Annotated in this window: 16 protein-coding genes; 9 read left to right on the top strand and 7 right to left on the bottom strand. The window is 61.5% G+C overall.

The features are described 5' to 3' along the window. Nucleotides 1-71: 71 nt before the first annotated feature. From OLZ32_RS16745 to OLZ32_RS16720, 6 genes are all read right to left on the bottom strand, one after another. The gene (locus tag OLZ32_RS16745) at nucleotides 72-1,259 is read right to left on the bottom strand and encodes a galactarate dehydratase (RefSeq protein WP_011649533.1); all 1,188 of its coding nucleotides are present in this window, start codon (nucleotides 1,257-1,259) and stop codon (nucleotides 72-74) included. Nucleotides 1,260-1,271: 12 nt separating this feature from the next. Next, nucleotides 1,272-2,483: a mandelate racemase/muconate lactonizing enzyme family protein gene (locus tag OLZ32_RS16740; RefSeq protein WP_131627423.1), complete on the bottom strand. Its 1,212-nt coding sequence runs from the start codon at nucleotides 2,481-2,483 to the stop codon at nucleotides 1,272-1,274. Continuing rightward, a complete protein-coding gene (locus OLZ32_RS16735) occupies nucleotides 2,480-4,201 on the bottom strand; it encodes an ABC transporter ATP-binding protein (RefSeq protein ID WP_264421834.1) in 1,722 nt (573 codons plus the stop codon). Before OLZ32_RS16735 ends, OLZ32_RS16740 begins: the two co-directional genes overlap by 4 nt. Nucleotides 4,202-4,208: 7 nt before the next feature. Further along, nucleotides 4,209-5,330, bottom strand: coding sequence for an ABC transporter permease (locus OLZ32_RS16730; RefSeq protein WP_003550109.1), 1,122 nt, complete (start codon nucleotides 5,328-5,330; stop codon nucleotides 4,209-4,211). Between the two features lie 9 nt (nucleotides 5,331-5,339). After that, nucleotides 5,340-6,326 carry an ABC transporter permease gene (locus OLZ32_RS16725; protein WP_264421832.1) on the bottom strand — a complete coding sequence of 329 codons (987 nt, stop codon included), beginning with the start codon at nucleotides 6,324-6,326 and terminating at the stop codon, nucleotides 5,340-5,342. A gap of 123 nt (nucleotides 6,327-6,449) precedes the next feature. Next, nucleotides 6,450-8,387, bottom strand: coding sequence for an ABC transporter substrate-binding protein (locus tag OLZ32_RS16720; protein ID WP_017991347.1), 1,938 nt, complete (start codon nucleotides 8,385-8,387; stop codon nucleotides 6,450-6,452). Nucleotides 8,388-8,702: 315 nt separating this feature from the next. On the opposite strand from OLZ32_RS16720, the gene OLZ32_RS16715 reads away from it, so the two are divergent. The 9 genes from OLZ32_RS16715 to OLZ32_RS16675 are packed head-to-tail and all read left to right on the top strand — an operon-like array spanning nucleotide 8,703 to nucleotide 17,428. Further along, nucleotides 8,703-9,416, top strand: coding sequence for a FadR/GntR family transcriptional regulator (locus tag OLZ32_RS16715; RefSeq protein ID WP_026160238.1), 714 nt, complete (start codon nucleotides 8,703-8,705; stop codon nucleotides 9,414-9,416). 21 nt (nucleotides 9,417-9,437) lie between these two features. Further along, the gene (locus OLZ32_RS16710) at nucleotides 9,438-10,268 is read left to right on the top strand and encodes an NAD-dependent epimerase/dehydratase family protein (RefSeq protein WP_264421829.1); all 831 of its coding nucleotides are present in this window, start codon (nucleotides 9,438-9,440) and stop codon (nucleotides 10,266-10,268) included. Further along, nucleotides 10,265-11,155, top strand: a complete 891-nt coding sequence (locus tag OLZ32_RS16705) for an SMP-30/gluconolactonase/LRE family protein (protein WP_264421827.1) — start codon at nucleotides 10,265-10,267, stop codon at nucleotides 11,153-11,155. The genes OLZ32_RS16710 and OLZ32_RS16705 overlap by 4 nt, the downstream gene beginning before the upstream one ends. 58 nt (nucleotides 11,156-11,213) lie before the next feature. Beyond that, the gene (locus tag OLZ32_RS16700; protein WP_017991351.1) at nucleotides 11,214-12,164 is read left to right on the top strand and encodes a dihydrodipicolinate synthase family protein; all 951 of its coding nucleotides are present in this window, start codon (nucleotides 11,214-11,216) and stop codon (nucleotides 12,162-12,164) included. A gap of 42 nt (nucleotides 12,165-12,206) precedes the next feature. Further along, complete coding sequence (locus tag OLZ32_RS16695; RefSeq protein ID WP_264421825.1) at nucleotides 12,207-13,793, top strand: ABC transporter substrate-binding protein; 1,587 nt, start codon at nucleotides 12,207-12,209, stop codon at nucleotides 13,791-13,793. 6 nt (nucleotides 13,794-13,799) lie between these two features. After that, the gene (locus OLZ32_RS16690) at nucleotides 13,800-14,897 is read left to right on the top strand and encodes an ABC transporter permease (protein ID WP_264421823.1); all 1,098 of its coding nucleotides are present in this window, start codon (nucleotides 13,800-13,802) and stop codon (nucleotides 14,895-14,897) included. 4 nt (nucleotides 14,898-14,901) lie between these two features. Next, on the top strand, nucleotides 14,902-15,837 hold the full coding sequence (locus OLZ32_RS16685; protein ID WP_222410294.1) for an ABC transporter permease: 936 nt from the start codon (nucleotides 14,902-14,904) through the stop codon (nucleotides 15,835-15,837). After that, nucleotides 15,834-16,688, top strand: coding sequence for an ABC transporter ATP-binding protein (locus OLZ32_RS16680; RefSeq protein WP_003550099.1), 855 nt, complete (start codon nucleotides 15,834-15,836; stop codon nucleotides 16,686-16,688). The genes OLZ32_RS16685 and OLZ32_RS16680 overlap by 4 nt, the downstream gene beginning before the upstream one ends. After that, nucleotides 16,685-17,428, top strand: a complete 744-nt coding sequence (locus tag OLZ32_RS16675) for an ABC transporter ATP-binding protein (RefSeq protein ID WP_017991355.1) — start codon at nucleotides 16,685-16,687, stop codon at nucleotides 17,426-17,428. Before OLZ32_RS16680 ends, OLZ32_RS16675 begins: the two co-directional genes overlap by 4 nt. Nucleotides 17,429-17,469: 41 nt before the next feature. Here the strand turns inward: OLZ32_RS16675 and OLZ32_RS16670 are convergent, their stop codons facing one another. Beyond that, nucleotides 17,470-18,315 carry an alpha/beta fold hydrolase gene (locus tag OLZ32_RS16670; protein WP_017991356.1) on the bottom strand — a complete coding sequence of 282 codons (846 nt, stop codon included), beginning with the start codon at nucleotides 18,313-18,315 and terminating at the stop codon, nucleotides 17,470-17,472. Nucleotides 18,316-18,641 lie beyond the last annotated feature (326 nt).

The following is an 18,641-nucleotide window of genomic DNA, read 5'->3' as shown; positions in this document are numbered from 1 at the left end:
AGCCGTCGCCCTGCGGGAGCTGGCCTGGCCATCCGGCGGCCAGCTCCTGCTTTTTAAAGCGGGCAATGGCCTCAGGCGAAGGCGTAGGAGCCGTCGGGCCGCTTCGGCACGCGTCGCTGCCAATGGATGTAACCTTCTTCCTCCATCGCCTTCTCGTCCATTTCGACACCCCAGCCCGGCCGGTCGGGACGCAGCTCCAGATAGCCGTCCTTCGGCAGATAGGGATCGACGACGTAACGGGTTTCCCCCTCCCGCTTCTCGATATCGAGGCCGCCATAGACATAGGCCTGTCCCTTTGGCAGCCGGTATTCGAGGATGCGGAAATTCTGCGCCGCCGCCGAAAAATGAACGTTGACCGCCGTCGCAAGCGGGCCCATTGGATTGTGCGGCGCCACGCCGACGAAGAAGGCTTCGGCGAGTGTGGCGATGCGGCGCATTTCGCTGATGCCGCCGACGACGCAGATGTCGGGCTGGATAAGGTCGGCGCCCTTGACCTGCAGCAGCCGCAGGAACTCGTTTCTGTTGTAGAGCGACTCGCCGGTCGCCAGCGTGCAGTTGAGGCCCTGTTTCAGGTCGCCCCAGGCCTCGATATTTTCAGGACGCAGCGGCTCCTCGAAAAACAGCGGGTCATAAGGCGCCAGCGCATTGCCGAGCTGGCGAGCGGCGATCGGTTCGAAAATCTTCGCATGGGCATCGAAGGCGATTTCGTATTCGTCATTGACCGTTTCGCGAAGCGAGCGGAAATAATCCGCCGAGGCTTTGACGACATTACCCCAGCGGTTGGAGTGCATGTCGATCCGCCAGGGGCTGAGCTTGAAGGCGGTGAACCCCCATCCCTCCTTCAGGCGATCGAATTCGTCGCGGGCCGCCGGCGCATCCGGCGCGGTATAGACACCGGCATAGACCTTGATGCGGTCGCGCACTTCGCCGCCGAGCAGCTTGTAGACCGGGACATTCACCGCCTTGGCCGCAAGGTCCCACAGGCAGTGATCAAGCGCGGAGATCGCGGCAAGGCCAAGCGCCCCCGGCGGAAAGCGGCTCTGCTGGATCAGCAGATTGACGAGATACTCCACGCGTGTCGGGTCCTGGCCGGAGACAAATCCGTAGAGATAATCGAGCAGCGGCGGCAGCGCCTTGTCGGGGCCGTGATTGTAGCATTCGCCCCAACCCGTCAGCCCGTCATCGGTGTCGAGCGCGACGATCACGCGCGGACGGTCCTTGTCGCGGGTCATGAAAACCCGCATGCGGTCGATCTTCATCTTTCTGTCCTTCTAGCGATTGAAATAGGTGCGGCGCGACTGGCGCGTCTGCACGTAGAGATGCTCGTTGTCGGTTCCGGGATTGTAGGCGCCGGCACTTTGCGGGACCGAGACATTGCCGTTGCTGGGGAAGCGCGCCACGAAGGCCTCATCGATATCGCAGCCAAGTCCCGGGCCATCAGGAACGGCGATCAAGCCGTCGACCTGTTGCGGGTGCGGCACGATCGTCTGGCGACGGCCGTCCCAGTCGTCGTCGAGCCGCTCGAGGATGAGCGCGTTGGGGATCGCTGCAAGCAGATGCAGAGCCGCATATTCCGCCACCGGCCCGAGCGAACCCGAATGCGGCGCCATTTGGATATGATGGGCTTCGGCCATGGCCGCGATCTTCTTCATCTGGGTGATGCCGCCGGCCCGGCCGGTGTCCGGCTGGATGATGTCGACCAGCTCCTTCTCGATGAGCTCACGCTCGCCGAAGATGGTCGCCGAGCGCTCGCCGGCGGCAAGCGGCACATGTGCTGCGTCGCGGATGCGCCGGTAGCCGTCGATATTCTCCGGCGCAATCGGATCTTCCACCCACATCAATTCATAGGGTTCGAGCGCCCGCACCAGCCGGCAGGCATCCGCAGGCGTCAGCCACGGCGGCCCATGCAGATCGATGGCGATGTCCATGTCGTCGCCGACGGCGTCGCGCAGCGCAGCAACCTTGCGGACCGGATCGGCGACGCCGCCGCATTTGATCGCCTTTATGCCGCGCGCTTTTATGGCAAGCGCGCGCTCAGGCGTATTCGCATGCGAATAGATCGGGATCCGGTCGCGCACCTTGCCGCCGAGCAGCATCCAGACAGGCACGCCGAGCGCCTTGCCCTTGATGTCCCATAGCGCCATGTCGATGCCGGTCATCGCACCGCCTCCGACCGTTCCGAGCATGCCATGGCCCATCATCGCGATATGCATCTTCTGCCATAGCCGTTCGGTATGGGCCGGATCTTCGCCGATGAGGAGTGGGGCGAGATCATGAATCGCCGTCTCGACGACGCGCGGCCAGCCTGAGCATTCACCGATGCCGGTGATGCCCTCGTCGGTATCGATCTTCAGAAAGAGCCAATTTCTGGTGCCGCCGAACTGCTTGGAGGCGCCACCGCCAGAACGTTGGTCGGAAGCCCAGTTCGCGGGATCGGGCTGACCGACATGCATGAGAAAAGTGCGGATCCCGGTGATTTTCATCGCTGAAAACTCCCATTCTTCAAAATGTCCGGCGCAACGTAGCGGAAACGCCGCGATTGATCGCGATCACGCGGATCAGGGCGCGGAATCGCGGATATGAGCGCCTGCGTATAGGCGTGCTCGGGTGTGCGGCAGACCTTCTCCGCGTCGCCGATTTCGACGAGCTGGCCTTTGTACATGACGCCCACACGGTCGCACATGTAGCGGATAACGCCGATATCATGACTGATGAAGATATAGGCGAGCCCGAGTTCGTCCTGCAGACGCATCAACAGGTCGAGCACCTGCGAGCGCACGGAAACGTCGAGCGCCGAGGTCGCCTCATCGGCAACGATGACGCGCGGATTGAGGGTGATGGCGCGGGCAATGCCGATGCGCTGGCGCTGGCCGCCGGAGAAGGCGTGCGGGTAGCGTTCGCGTGCCCTCGGATCGAGGCCAACCTGCTCCATCAGGTGACAAACCCGCTCCTCCAGCGCCCGCCCCTTTGCAACACCATTGACGAGCAGCGGCTCGCCGATGATCTGGGAGACGGTCATGCGTGGGTTGAGAGAGCCGAAAGGATCCTGAAACACCATTCGTAATTCCCGCCGTGCGGCGGCAAGCGTCTGCCCTTTTGCCGTTGCCAGATCGATGATGTCGCCGTCGGCGCGGCGATAGAGGATTTCGCCTGCAGTCGGATCGATCAGCCGCATGATCGAGCGACCCATCGTCGTCTTGCCGGAACCGCTCTCGCCGACGATGCCGAGCGTTTCGCCCGGCAGAAGCGAAATGGAAACATCTTCCAGCGCTTTCACCTCGCCGAAATCCATCGAGACATTGCGCAGTTCGAGGATCGGTGGCGCCGTCGTGTCGAGCGGCGGGCGCGCCAGCCGGATTTCGGCCTTCGCTTCCAGCTTCAGCACCGAGCCGATCAGCATGCGGGTATAGTCGTCTTTCGGCGCATGAAAGATCTGCTCGACCGGCGCATATTCCTTGGCGACTCCGTTGTGCATGACCAACACGTCGTCGGCGATCTGCGCGACGACACCCATGTCATGCGTAATGAAGAGAACGGCCATGCCCTTGGCCTTCTGCAGCCGGGCGATCAGGTCGAGAATTTCGGCCTGGGTCGTCACGTCGAGGGCCGTGGTCGGCTCGTCGGCGATCAGCAGCTGCGGCTTGCAGGCGAGCGCCATGGCAATCATCGCGCGCTGGCGCATCCCGCCGGAATATTGAAAGGCATATCGGTCCAGCGCTTTTTCCGGCGAGGGAATCTCGACCTGGCTGAGCAGCGATATGGCTTCCGCGCGCGCCTCTGCCTTGCTCATCCTGGTGTGAAGGCGAAGCGCCTCGACGATCTGGTTGCCGACCGTGTGGATCGGCGACAGCGACGACATCGGCTCCTGGAAGATCATCGCGATGTCGCGGCCGCGGATCGCTCGGATCTGACGCCCGCGCGGATTGAGGCTGGTCAGATCGATCGAGCCGCCGTTTTGATCGTTCAGTATGATCGATCCGCCGGATATGCGACCGGGCGCATCGACGATCTGCAGGATCGAGCGCGCCGTCACCGATTTGCCGGATCCGCTTTCGCCGACGACGCAGAGCGTCTTGCCCGGCTCGATCGAGAAAGACAGATCGCTGACGGCGCGAAAGACGCCGGTGCGCAGAGGGAACTCGACCGTCAGATTTTTCACCTGCAACAGCGGCCTGTCGGCAATGGGAAGGATATCGGTCATGCCGGCCTCATTTGTTGTAGGGGTCGGCCGCATCGCGCAGGCCGTCGCCGAGAAGGTTGAGCGCCATCACGGCGACCACGACGGCACAGCCCGGCATGAAGAGCCATGGCGCGGTGGCGATCGAGCGAATGTTCTGGGCCTCGCGCAGAAGCACGCCCCAGGAGATGGTCGGCGGCTGCAGACCGAGCCCCAGGAACGAGAGAGAGGTTTCGGCAAGGATCATCGCCGGCACAGCAAGCGTGATCGACGCGATGATATGGCTGGCAAAGCTCGGCAGCATGTGGCGAAAGATGATGCGCCTTTCGCGAACGCCGTCGAGCCTCGCTGCGGCGACGAATTCCTCGGTGCGCAAGGACAGGAAGCGGCCGCGAACGACACGGGCAAGCTGCGCCCAGCCAGTCAGCGACAGGATGATCGTGATCATCATATATTGCAGCGTCGCAGGCCAGTCCTGCGGCAGGGCCGCGGCCATTGCCAGCCAGATCGGGATCGTCGGCAGCGACAGCACGAAATCGATCACCCGCTGCAGGAAGAAATCGATGCGGCCGCCGTAATATCCCGAGATGCCGCCGAGCACGATACCGAGCATAAGCGAGAAGAAGACACCGACGAGGCCGATCGACAAAGAGATCTGCGAACCCTGCACCGTTCGGCTGAAGACATCGCGCCCAAGCCTGTCGGCGCCAAACAGAAGCAGCGGCGTCGTCTTGTCGGGCGAGGCGATCAAATGGATGTTGGTCCTGAAGAGGCCGAACACGGAATATTCATAACCGCGCCCAAAGAACTGGACATCGACACGCTTCGTCGTGTCCTCCTTGTAGATGGCGGCCAGCGTTTCCGGATCGCGGGTCAGCTTCATCGGATAATAATGCGGGCCGAAGGAGAAACCGTTCTCAGTATCGATCAGATGCAATTTCTGCGGCGGGTGAAAGGTCGCCCGCGCATTTTGCAGGTACGGATCGTTGATGGCGAAGAAGCCGGGAATGACGGCGACGATATACATCAGCACGGTGACGACAAGCGCCACCATGGCCAGCCGGTGCCGGCGGAAAGCCCACCAGATGAGCTGCCACTGCGATGCGACGGCGGCGCGATCCGGCTGAATATTTGTAATGGGGATGTCGACCACGTGAGGCTCCTATTCCAACCGGATGCGGGGATCGACCAGCGCAAGCAGGATATCGCTGATCAGAGAGCCTATCAGCGTCAGCGCGCAGATCAGCAGGACGAAGGCGCCGGCGAGATACATGTCCTGGGCCATCAGCGCCTGCAGCAGCAAAGGTGCGGCCGTCGGCAGATTGAGGACGATGGCGACGACGACCGAGCCGGAAATGAGATTGGGCAGCAGCCACGCAATCGTCGAGATGAACGGATTGAGCGCGATCATCAAAGGATATTTCATCAGCAGCCGGAACTCAGAGAGCCCTTTTGCCCGTGCCGTGGCCACGTAAGGCTTCGGCAGTTCATCGAGCATGTTGGCGCGCATGACGCGGATGAGGCTCGCCGTCGAGGAGACGGCAAGGATGATGACGGGAAGCCAGAGATGCGAGAAGAGGTCGACCATCTTGGCGAAGCTCCAGGACGCGTTCTCGTATTCCGGCGAAAAGAGCCCGCCGACATCCTGTCCGAATTCGACCGCCGCGACATACATCAGCACCAGCGCCAGCAGGAAGGACGGAACGGCCAGGCCGAAGAAGGTGAAGGCGGTGAAGAAATAGTCACCGATCGAATATTTGCGCACGGCGGAATAGACGCCGATCGGCAGCGCGATCGCCCAGGTGGCGATCAATGTCGACAGGGCCAGAACGAGCGTCAGCGCCATGCGCTCCCAGATCAGGTCAGAGACCGGCTGCTGCCATTCGAAGGAAATGCCGAAATCGCCGCGCGTGAGAATGCCCCATATCCATTTGAAATATTGGACGAGCATCGGGTCGCCGAGGCCGAAGCGCTCGCGCAATTGCGCCGCCGTGTTCTGATCGACGATCTCGTTGGAGGCTGCCAGCGTCGCAATATAGGTCGTGACATAATCGCCCGGCGGCAGCTGGATCAGCACGAAAGCCAGGAAGCTGACGGCAAACAGCGATGGGATCATCCATAGGAAGCGTTTGGCGATAAAGACCAGCATGAGGCGCCTCTTGCATTGAACGCCGCCTTCCGGGCCTTGTCGGCCGTCAGGACCGGCAAGGCATCTCGGAGGGCGAACTGGAAGAAAGCGCCGCACCTGATGGCACGGCGCTCAAGACGAAAATCAGCTCGTGAAGGTGAATTGCTGCGGCAGCGCAGGCCCTGGATTAGGCCAGGACCAGCTATCCGGCTCCTTCTCGGGAACATTGCGCAGATTGTTGCGGATGATGCCGAAGCCGCCGACGGCAAGGCAAAGGCCGACGGTCTCGAACTCCTCGGCCGCGATGTCGAAGATCTGCTTCATGATCGCGCCGCGCTTGTCGAGATCGGCCGTCGAACGCGCTTCGTCGAAGAGCTTCATGCGCTTCTTCTGGCTTTCCGGCGGTTCTTCGCCGCGTGCACCGTTGGAGGTGTACCAAAGCGTCCACGGGATGGCGTAACGCGAACCCTGCGGATGGAAGGCGAAGAAATCGCGCGGATCGAGCATCGGATCGAGACCGCCAGGACCCGGCCACACCGCCGCATCATGGGCGTTGTCGTCGCCGCGGGTGTAATAGAGCGCCCGCTCGATCGTGTTGACCTTCATGTCGACACCGATCTGAGCCCAATGCGCCTTGACCAGTTCCAGGGCATCGACGAGGTCGGGATAGAGCGTCGGAATGACGTCGATCGAGAAGAACACCTTCTGGCCGTCGGGCCGGAGGCGAAAACCGTCGCCGCCTTTCTTATAGCCGGCCTCATCGAGCATCGCGCCTGCCTTGTCGGCATCAAATTCGGTGAATTGGCGCGCGTATTTTTCGTTATACCAGGGATGGGTCGGACGCGGACCAGCCTGGTAGGGCTCGCTCTGTCCGAAATAGACGATGTCGATGAGCTCCTGGCGGTTGATGCCGATCGAGAGCGCTTGCCGAAACGACTTATCGGCAAACATCTTGCGCATGGCAGGATCTTTGTGGGTGATGTTGAAGTAGATCTGGCACTGTTGCGAGGCCGAAGGCACGAGCGTCAGCAGCCGATAATCGCCCTTTTCCATGTTCTTGGACAGCGTCGGCTTGTTGGCGAGAACGCTGATGTGACGTTCCTGGATGTCGATCTTTCCAGAGATGACGTTCAGCATCAGCGATTCGACGTCCTGCGAGATGCCGAAGTTGATTTCATCGATGTAGGGGAGCTGGTTGCCCTCGGTATCGACCTGCCAGAAATAAGGGTTGCGGGTCATGACGACGCGCGTCGCGCCGCCGGCATAGGGCTCCTTGACCACCCATGGATCGAGCGTCGGCTTGTCGACATTGCCCCATCGCGATGGGATCTCGATGTCGCCGCAACGGCTGCGGAACAGCTCCGTCCAGCTGGTGACGCCGGCCTTCTTCGCATCGGCCTCGATATTGGGATTATATTTGGGCAGGAACTGGCTGCAGTAATGCTTCGGGAACAGCGTCGGATGCTGGCCAAGCGGTGTGGCGAGGTTTTCCAGGTAAAGCGCGTTGGCCGCAGCAAAGGTGAACTTCACCGTATAGTCGTCAATCTTCTCGACCGTGACCGGCTTGCCGGCGACAGCAAGCTGCGCCGGGGTCGAGCTGTAGAGCTCGGTGTTCTTGACGCAATCTTCGATCGCGAAAACGACGTCATCGGCCGTAAAGGGATGACCGTCGGACCAGCGCACGCCTTCGATCAGATGGAACGTGAATTGTGTTGCGTCGTCGCTGACTTCCCAGCGCTCGGCAAGGTTCGGCTGCACGGCGGTAAAATCGAGGTTCCAGCGCACAAGGCTCTGGTTGCCGACCATACGCAGGATACCGTTATGGTCGGATGAACCGCGAAGGCCGCGGCGCAGCGAACCGCCATAGGTGCCGACCTTCTCGAACGGCGTCACCACCATCGGCTTTTTCGGCAGGCGCTCGGCGAGCGGCGGCAGCTTTCCATCCTTGGCGAGCTGCGCAAGGGCCGGCGCTTCACCGCCTGCGGCAGACACGCGACCGGCGATAGACAGTGCCGCGACACCAGCCATGCCACCAAGCACGGCGCGGCGGGTGACGCCACGCGACAGTATTTCTTTGGCCATCGAATTCCTCCCTTTTGAGCCGGCGCAGCCTTTGCACCGGCTGATGCGGCGGGCTCCCGACCCGACGCTGACGCCCTCCTCGGCGCTACGACCGAAACCATAGACACGTTCTCAAATGATTACAAGAGTTGACAGATAATTACAAATTTTGTAGCCATGCTGCATTGAAATGCGACGTTGTGCCGCTGAAATACGGCTAGCAGGACGAAAAACGTTGAATCTGTCAGATGCTGTCGCCCTGAACATGATGGCCGGCAACAGCCCAGGGTGCGGCCGCTGACCCGGCGCACGCGGCGTTGAGAGAAAAGGACCATGATGACATTCGCCGTCGATGCCGTTTCGAACAGAGGCGCAACGCGCTTCAGCGACATCATCTACGAGAAGATCGTAGGGATGATCGCCGACGGCAACTTTCCGGTGAACGAACGGCTGCCGCCGGAGACGAAGCTCGCCGCTGATTTCGGCGCATCGAGACCCGTCGTGCGCGAAGCGCTCGAACGCTTGAGAGCCGATGGGCTGGTCGTTTCGCGCAAGGGTTCCGGTTCCTATGTCAGGCAAAGGCCGGATTCGTCGATGCTGAAAATGGTGCCGGTCGGCTCCTTGGCCGATGTCCAGCGGTTCTTCGAATTCCGCGCCGGTCTCGAAGCCGAGGCGGCGGAGCTTGCAGCGCGAAACTGGCAACCGGTCGACAAGGAGCGGATAACGGCAGCGCTTCTTTCGATCGAGCAATGTTTGCGCAACGGGGAGCTTGGCGCCGAGGAGGACCAGGCTCTACACGATGCAATTGCCATGGCGACCGGCAACCAGTTCCACATCACCCTGCGCGAGTGGTTCAAGCCGCATTTCGCCATCGGGCATTCCGTTACGCGAAGCTTGAGCTTGAAGCGGACGCCGGAACAGATCCGCAGCGTCCAGGATGAGCATGCGGTGATCGTCGAGGCGATCTTCGCGCACCGGGAAACCGAAGCGCATGATGCGATGAAAAGACACATACTGAATGCTCGCGCCCGCATGTTCCAGGGCGTTTGAGCGATAATGGGAGGAGAGACGATGAAACGGGTCGCTGTGACGGGTGCTGCCGGACGTGTAGGGACGCTGCTGCGCCCGCTTCTTCGGTCGCATTTCGAGCACCTCAGCCTGATCGATCTGCAGGAGCCCGACGAGCTTGGCGAAAACGAGAATTTCGTCAGGGCCGATTTTACAAAGCTCGACGAGGCGACGGCTGCGCTGAAGGATATCGATGGCGTCGTCCATCTGGCGGGTATTGCAAGCGGCACGGACATGAACGCCATTCTGCACGCGAATGTGCTTGGAACATACAATCTCTACGAAGCGGCGCGGATCAACAAGGTCCAGCGGGTCGTCTATGCATCGAGCAATCATGCCACGGGCTTTTATCCGCGCGGCCAGCTCGTGTCGCCGCTCGACCCGATGCGCCCCGACAGCCCATACGGACTTTCCAAATGCTGGGGCGAACTTGTGGCAGGGCTTTACTACGACACATCGGGCATTCGCTCCCTTTCCATCCGCATCGGCAATGCCGGCACCTATCCCAACAGCGAACGATCGATTGCGATCTGGATCAGCGCACGAGACCTGGCGCAATTGGTCAGGATCGGCCTTTCGCACCCGTTGATCGCAGCAACAGTGGTCTACGGCGTTTCTGACACCGAAGAGATGTGGTGGGAGAACGATCTGGCGACACGATTGGGTTACCAGCCGCAGGACCGGCCGCGTGACCACGCCCTGATCGAAGAGGGATCCGAAGGGCCGGTCGCGCTGGCGTTCCAGGGCGGCGGGTTCTGTGAGATCAATCACGACGGCACCATCCGCATGCGCGACGCCGAGGGCCTGGCCAAGAGCCTGGAGACGGTTGAATGACGGCGCCTCGGATCATCCGTCCTGACGTCCGTCCGGTGTTCCAACAGCCGCTGTCGGTCGGTGAATCGCCGGTATGGGACGAAGAGACCGGCACTTTGTGGTTCGTCGATATTCCGGCGCCGGCGCTCGTCCGGCTCTCGGCTTCTGGAAAGACCGACCGTTTCGATATGCCGGCTGCAATCGGCGCCCTCGGGCTTTGCCGCGATCATAGGATCGTCGTGGCGCTTCAGACGGGCGTCCATCTCTTCGATCCCGTCTCAAGAGATTTGGACTTTCTGTGCGATCCGGTCGGACGCGACATCAATTGCCGCCTCAACGATGGAAAGGTCGGTCCCGACGGGCACTTCTGGATCGGCTCGATCAGTGAATCCAAGCCGCAGATTGATGAGGCCGCCCTTTTCCGCGTGAGCGCCGACGGCAGCACGCGGACCGTGGCCACGAAACTGACGAGCTCCAACGGCCTTGCCTGGTCGCCGGACGGCCGGCGGATGTATCATTCCGACAGCCGGCAATGCTTCCTGCAGGCATTCGACTTCGATCCCGATACGGGCAACCTCGGCGATGGGCGCCGGCTTCGCAGCTTCACGGAAGACGAGGGTCGGCCGGACGGAGCGACAACCGATCGTGACGGGTTCTACTGGAGTGCCGGCGTGTCCGCCGGTCGCCTCAACCGAATATCACCCAAAGGCGAAATCGTCGAAATCTACATTCTGCCGGTCCCCGCACCGACGATGCCGTGTTTCGGAGGGCCGGATCTCCGCACCCTCTTCGTCACGAGCCTGTCGACGGATCGCAGCGGGCGTTTTGAAGCAGGGACGGTGATCGCCTTCGACGTGGATGCAGAGGGCCTGCCGCCCTTCCGCTTCGGGGATCATCCCGTCGGATGACAGCGTGCCGATCACCCCGGGTGACGGCGGATTGATGGAAAGATAACGGGGAAGAAAGATGAGCATCGCAACCATGCGCAAGGCGCTTACAGGCGTATCGGGTGTTCCGGTCACCGCCTATGACGGCAAAGGTGAAGTCGAACCCCGGATCACGGCGAAGGTCTATGAGCGGGTGGCGGCAGCGGGTATCCACAACATCGTCGCCGCCGGCAATACCGGGGAATTCTATGCTCTGACGCCGCAGGAGATCAGGATCGTCCACGAGGCGGCGGTTTCAGGCGTTGCCGGCAAGGCGCCGGTGACGGCGGCGATCGGCCGGTCGCTGCGCGAGGCGATCGGCATGGCGAAAGATGCGGCAGCGATCGGCGCATCTGCCGTCATGTCACATCAGCCCGTCGATCCTTTCGCAGCACCTGCGGCCCAGATCGACTATTTCTGCAATCTTGCGGATGCTTCCGCCCTGCCGCTCATCGCCTATGTCAGGGCGGATGGCTTCGCCGTCGCTGATATCGTCCGCCTCGCAAATCACGGCAATATTGCCGGCATCAAATTCGCCACGACCGATCTGATGTTGTTGTCGAGGGCGATCCCGGCGGCGAGCCCCGGCGGCGCGCTGTTCGTCTGCGGCCTAGCGGAGAGCTGGGCGCCGACATTTACCGCAGCCGGCGCCCGCGGCTTCACGTCCGGCCTCGTCAATGTGGCGCCGAAGCTCTCGCTTGCGGTCCACGCTGCGCTTGAAAAAGGCGATTTTGCCGCCGCCAGGGCGGTCGTCAACAAGCTCGAGCCATTCGAGCGGATGCGAACCAAATTCCGCAATGGCACGAACGTGACCGTCGTCAAGGAAGCCGTCACCTATTCGGGTCTCGATGTCGGTCCCGTGCGTGTGCCGGGATTGCCGCAGCTCGACCAGCATGACCGCGAGGAGCTTCATCGGCTGCTTCAAGGCTGGGAAGCCGAAGGCGACATTCAAACTCATTCACACCAGCCGGCCGCAAAGGCGGCCGGCTGATTTCGACACTATCCACAAACAACAGGATTGGGAGGTCTTGAGATGCTGAGACAAGTACTGACAACCATCGCAATTGCCGGCGCCCTGACGACGGCGCAGCCCAGCTTCGCGGCGTCGCCGCCCAACATGCTGGTGATCGGCACCAATCTCACCGGCATAAGGACGCTCGATCCGGCCCAGAACAATGCCCGCACGGTTTCCGAGCTGATCTCGAATCTCTACGACAACCTCGTGCAACTGTCGCCGGACGATCTTAAAACGCTGAAGCCGATGCTCGCGACGCAATGGAGCGTCTCGGCGGATGGCAAGATCATCACGCTGACATTACGCGACGACGCCGTCTTCCAGAGCGGCAACAAGGTGACCGCCGAGGACGCTGCCTGGTCGATCCAGCGCGTCATCAAGATGGGCCAGGTCGGCTCCACGGACATCGCGCTCTGGGGCTTCACACCTGAAAACGTCGAAAAGCTCGTTCGCGCAAAAGACGAACACACGCTCGAGATCGAGCTGCCGCAAGCGGTCAATACCGATCTGGTGCTCTATTCGCTGGCGGGCTCGTCGATCGGCATCGTCGACAAGAAGACGGTTCTGTCGCACGAGGCGAACGGCGATTTCGGCGGCGCCTGGCTTTCCGCCAATTCCGCCGGCAGCGGCCCATTCAGTCTGGCGCAGTGGCGGCCGAACGATGTCGCGATCTTCAATGCCCAGCCGAAATATTGGGGCGGCAAGCCGGCCATGGCGCGCGTCGTCGCTCGTCATATCCCGGAATCCGGCAATCTCCGGCTTCAGCTCGAAGCCGGCGACGTCGATGTCGGCCAATATGTTTCAAGCGGCGACCTCGATGCGCTCGCTACCAAGAAGGACATGGTCATCGAGAATGTCCCGGGTCTCGGCTTCTACTATATCGCCCTCAATCAGAAAGACCCGGATCTGCAGAAGCCAAAGGTTCGCGAGGCCTTCCAGCATGCCTTCGACTGGAAAGCGATCTCCGGCAACATCATGCGCCATACGGGCTTTCCCTGGCAGTCGATGATCCCGCGCGGCATGATCGGCGCTCCCGGCGAGGCGGAGATCCGCTACGATTACGATCCCGCCAAGGCCAAGCAACTGCTGGCGGAGGCCGGATATCCCAATGGCCTGAAGAAGGTGCTCAATCCGTCGGGAGCCCCGACCCTGCCCTTCGCCGAAGCGCTGCAGGCGAGTGCCCGCGCCGCCGGCATCGATCTCGATCTCGTGCCCGGCGAGTTCACGCCCGCTTTCCGCGAGCGCAAATTCGAAGTGCTGCTCGGCAATTCCGGCGCCCGTCTGCCCGATCCCTTCGCGGTCGCCACGCAATATGCCTTCAACCCCGACAATAGCGACGAAGCACGCCTCGGCAGCTATTACCTCTGGCGCACGGGCATGAAGGTGGACGAGCTCAACACGCTCATCGACCAATCAATGAAGGAGCGCGACACGGAAAAGCGCACCGACATCTTCAAGAAGATGGACGGCATCTATGCCGGTATGGCTTCGCCGCTGGTCATCTTCTTCCAGCGAACCGACCCCTATGTCATGCGCGCCAACGTGAAGGGCTATCACGGGCATACGACATGGTCGACGCGCTGGCACGACGTGACCAAGGAGTAGAACGCCGTGGCAAGCGCCGATATCACATCGAAGGGGGGGAGCAGCCTGCCCTCCCCGGCGGGCGGGTTCGCCGAGGCGGCCCCTCACCCGGCACTGAGCCTGCTGCGGCGCTTGGCGGGACGCGTCGTGGCCGTCGTGACGACGCTGCTCGGCCTGCTTTTCCTGACCTTCTCGATGGGCCGCCTGCTGCCCGCTGACCCGGTGCTCGCCATCACCGGGGCGGAAGTCAGCAAGGAGGTTTACGATCGCGTCTATAACGAGCTGGGTCTTGGGCAGCCGATCTGGATGCAGTTCCTCTCCTATGTCGGCAAGATCGCCACAGGCGATCTCGGCATGTCGGCGACGACGGGCCAGCCGATCCTCACCGATCTGATGGCGATCTTTCCCGCGACGATCGAACTTGCGATCATCGCCATGATCATCGGAGCGATCGTCGGCATTCCCTTGGGGATCACCGCTGCGGTCAGGCGCGGAACCATTATCGACCACATCGCACGGATCGTCGCCCTTGCCGGCCACTCCATCCCGATCTTCTGGACCGGGCTGATGGCGCTCTTCGTCTTTTATGCGAAGCTGAAGCTCGTCGGCGCCTCGGGCCGGATCGATGTCTTCTATGAAGGCCTCGTCACGCCGATGACGGGCTTTTTCCTGATCGACGCGGCGATTCAGGGCCAATGGGACGTGTTTTACAACGCCCTTGGCCACATCATCCTGCCGGCGGCAATCCTCGGCTATTATTCCGTCGCCTATATCAGCCGCATGTCGCGGAGCTTCATGCTGGAGCAACTGAGCCAGGAATACATCATCACGGCGCGGGCCAAGGGGCTCGGCACCCGCAAGGTGGTCTGGCGCCACGCATTCAAGAACATCCGCGTGCAGCTCCTGACGATCATGGCGCTGACCTTCGGCGGTCTGCTCGAAGGCGCGGTGCTGATCGAGACCGTCTTCGGGTGGCCGGGGCTCGGCCAGTACCTGACCCGGGGGCTGCAGATGAACGACATGAACGTGGTCATGGGTTCGGTGCTGACGATCGGCGCCGTCTTCCTGACGATCAACATCCTGTCGGACTTCCTTTATCGCATTCTTGATCCGAGGACACGGTGACGCCATGACGATCTCCTCTGAGCACGCAGACAGCGTCAACACTGGCGGCCTTCGCAACTGGCTGCTCGCACCGGAACCTCGAGGCTGGTTCCAGTCATCGGCGCAGCAGATTCACCAGGGCTGGCGGAAATTCAGCCTGCACCCGCTTGGGCTGGCCGGATTGGCCATCATTGTAATGCTGATCGTCGTGGCGCTGGCTGCCCCCCTGCTGACGAGCTATGATCCGATCGTTCAGGACATGGCCGGGCGGCTTGCCGCGCCATCCGCGAGCCATTGGCTCGGCACCGACAATTTCGGCCGCGACGTCTTTTCCCGGGTGATTTATGGCGCCCGCACGACGCTCTACATCATCATGCTCGTCACGGTCATCGTCGCCCCGCTCGGCCTACTGATCGGCACCGTCTCAGGCTATTTCGGCGGCATCGTCGATGAAATCCTGATGCGCATCACCGATATTTTTCTCTCCTTCCCCGGTCTCGTGCTGGCGCTGGGTTTTGCCGCAGCGCTCGGTCCGGGCATCACCAATGCAATCATCGCGATTTCACTGACGGCCTGGCCGCCGATCGCGCGCCTGGCGCGCGCCGAGACGCTCAGCCTGCGCAAGGCGGATTACATCGCCGCCGTACGCCTGCAGGGCGCGACATCACTCGCGATCATCACTCGTCACATCCTGCCGATGTGCATTCCCTCGGTGATCGTCCGCGTCACCCTCAATATGGCCGGCATCATCATCACTGCCGCCGGTCTCGGCTTCCTCGGCCTCGGCGCGCAGCCGCCATGGCCGGAATGGGGTTCGATGGCCGCCAGCGGACGTGAATTCATGCTCGACAGCCCCTGGGTCATCGCAGCACCCGGCATTGCCATTGCGCTCGTCAGCCTCGCCTTCAACCTCGTCGGCGATGCGCTTCGCGATGTTCTCGATCCCCGAGGTTCGGAATGACTGACCTTATCGATATTCGGAACCTCGAAATCGCCTTCGGCGGCGGACAGGTGCGGGCCGTGCGCGGCGTGAGCTTTTCGCTTGGACAGGAAAAGCTCGGGATCGTCGGTGAATCCGGATCGGGAAAGTCGACCGTCGGCCGCGCGATCATGAAGCTGCTGCCACCGACCGCGATCGTCAATGCCGAGCGGATGCGCTTTCGCGACGTCGATCTGCTCAAGGCGACCGAAAAAACGATGATGACGATCAGGGGGCGGCGGATCGGCCTGATCCTGCAGGATCCGAAATATTCGCTCAATCCCGTCATGCGGATCGGCGAACAGATCGCCGAGACCTACCGCTTCCATCATCCGAGGGCGAGCAAGAGCAAGACCTACAGCCAAGCGCTCGATATGCTCGAAGCCGTCCAGATCCGTGATCCCGAGCGCGTGGCCCGCCTTTATCCGCACGAAATCTCCGGCGGCATGGGCCAGCGGGCGATGATCGCCATGATGCTGATTGCCGAACCCGAAGTGCTGATCGCAGACGAGCCGACGTCAGCGCTCGACGTGACGGTGAGGCTCGAGATCCTGGCTCTGCTCGATGAGCTCGTCTTGCGCCGCAATCTCGGGCTGATCTTCATCAGCCACGACCTCAATCTCATCCGGAATTTCTGCGATCGCGTCCTCATCATGTATGCGGGGCGGGTCGTGGAAGTGCTCGAGGCGCGCGATCTCGACAAGGCCCGACATCCTTATACGCAAGGATTGCTGGCATCCCTACCGACGATCGAAGATCCCCCTGCCCGGCTGCCGATCCTGAAACGAGATCCGGCCTGGCTTGAAGAATTCGCATTGGAGCCGCCGCGGTGATTAAAATCGACAATCTTACGGTCCGTTTCGGACCCGGGCAACGGCCTGTCGTTCGAGACGTAAGCTTCGCCATCGAAAAGGGAACTGCTTTCGGCCTGGTCGGCGAGTCCGGCTGCGGGAAATCCACTGTCCTGAGGGCGCTTTCCGGCCTCAACGCCAATTATGACGGCCGGATCGAGCTCCAAGGCGAGCCGTTGAATCAACGGCGCAGTCGGCCATTCTTCCGCCAAGTGCAGATGGTGTTCCAGGACCCCTATGGATCGCTCCATCCCCGCAAGACCATCCGCTCGCAGCTGAAAGAACCGCTGCGCAACCAGGGCCTGGATACGAATTCCGTCGACGTCAACGCCGTCCTGAGATCGGTCGGCCTCGATCCGGCGCTGAGCTACAGATTTCCGCACCAGCTCTCCGGCGGCCAGCGCCAGCGCGTGGCGATCGCCCGCGCGCTGATGCTGGATCCGGACGTTCTGCTTCTCGACGAACCGACATCGGCGCTCGATGTGTCGGTTCAGGCCGAAATCCTCAATCTCCTCCAGGATTTGCGCGTCAATCGCGGTCTGACCTATCTGCTCGTCAGCCATGATCTCGCCGTCGTCTCGCACATGTGCAGCCGCGTCGCCATCATGGAAGCGGGCGAGATCGTCGAACAGATCGATGTCGGCGCCTTGCGAAAAGGTGCGGTCGAACATCCCTACTCGCAACGCCTGCTGCGCGCGAGCAGGATGTACGGAAGGGCGTAGCCGTTGGTCGGCACGGCCCTACCTGCTTTTGACGCCACAAGCTACGGACCGCAATGGGCTTCGATAGCAGAAATGATCTCCTGCCAATCCCGGAGATGAATTTCGTGGCCACCGCCCTCGATCCGAATGAGCTTCGCTCCCTTGACGGTTCGTGCCAGCAATTCGCCGTGCTCAACGGGATAAATTGGATCAGCCGTCCCGTGTATGACAAGGAGGGGCGCGGCAAGTTCAGCCAGTTTGCCCTTTAAGGCCTGGCCGCCCTTCAGCATGAAATGATTGGTGGCGCTGACGAAGTTTTTGGCCCGTTTGACGTCACGTTCAACAAAGGCGCGCGCCTGCCGTTCGTCGTAAGGGTGCGCCGAACCGGCGATCATCCGGGTATCCTTGACAAGGAATTCGATCACTTGGGCATTGTCTGTCCATTCGACGTGCTCACCCGTTGCTGCGTGCTCCATGTAGGCGTCGATGGTATGGGGTAGAACACTGGTATCAACGCCCACCGGCGTGGTGGAGATCAGCGTTAGTGTCTTGACGCGCTTCGGATTTGACAATGCGGCGATCTGGGCGATCGTGCCGCCCATCGACATTCCGATCAGATTGGCACGGTCGATGCCGTAGCCATCGAGTACCTTTATGGCGTCCTCGGCCATGTCGTCCATTGCATAGGGCGGCTCCCCAGGCGGGTAGATCGTCGAGCGGCCGGTGTCTCGATTGTCGTAGCGGATGACATAGAACTCGTGATCAGCAAGCTTTTGGCAGAAGCCGTCCGGCCACCACAACATTGAAGCCATGGCGCCCATGATGAGCAGGATCGGCTCATGCGTCGGGTTGCCGAAAGCCTGCGTGGCAATCTCGACGTCGTCAAACTTGATCATACGTTCAGTCACTTGGCGGCATCCTTTAGCTTGGGTGAAGCAGCAAAAATCGTAGGTCTTCGTATCTGCAGGCGTCCATGGCAGAGCGGACCAACTTGCAGTCGGGATCTGCTGCTCTCGATGGACGCCTCAAAGATTCTCGCAGACTTCCCGTAAGGTCTGCATGTTCCCTATCCTCTGGCTAAGGTGGGTGGTGCCGCATCGGGCATTTTGAGTATGACAGGCCGCAAAAACCATTTTCGCGGCATAGTGATCCAACCGGATGCAGGTCAGGGTCCCGGGGACTGAACATCGCCGGCGCTTGGGATCTCCGCATCGCTACTCTGCACCGTCGGGAT

This window comes from Rhizobium acaciae, from assembly GCF_025941625.1.
In the GTDB taxonomy this organism is placed as follows: Bacteria; Pseudomonadota; Alphaproteobacteria; order Rhizobiales; family Rhizobiaceae; genus Rhizobium; species Rhizobium acaciae.
Note: the sequence above shows the minus strand (reverse complement) of the source record. Positions and strands in the feature narration are given on the sequence as shown.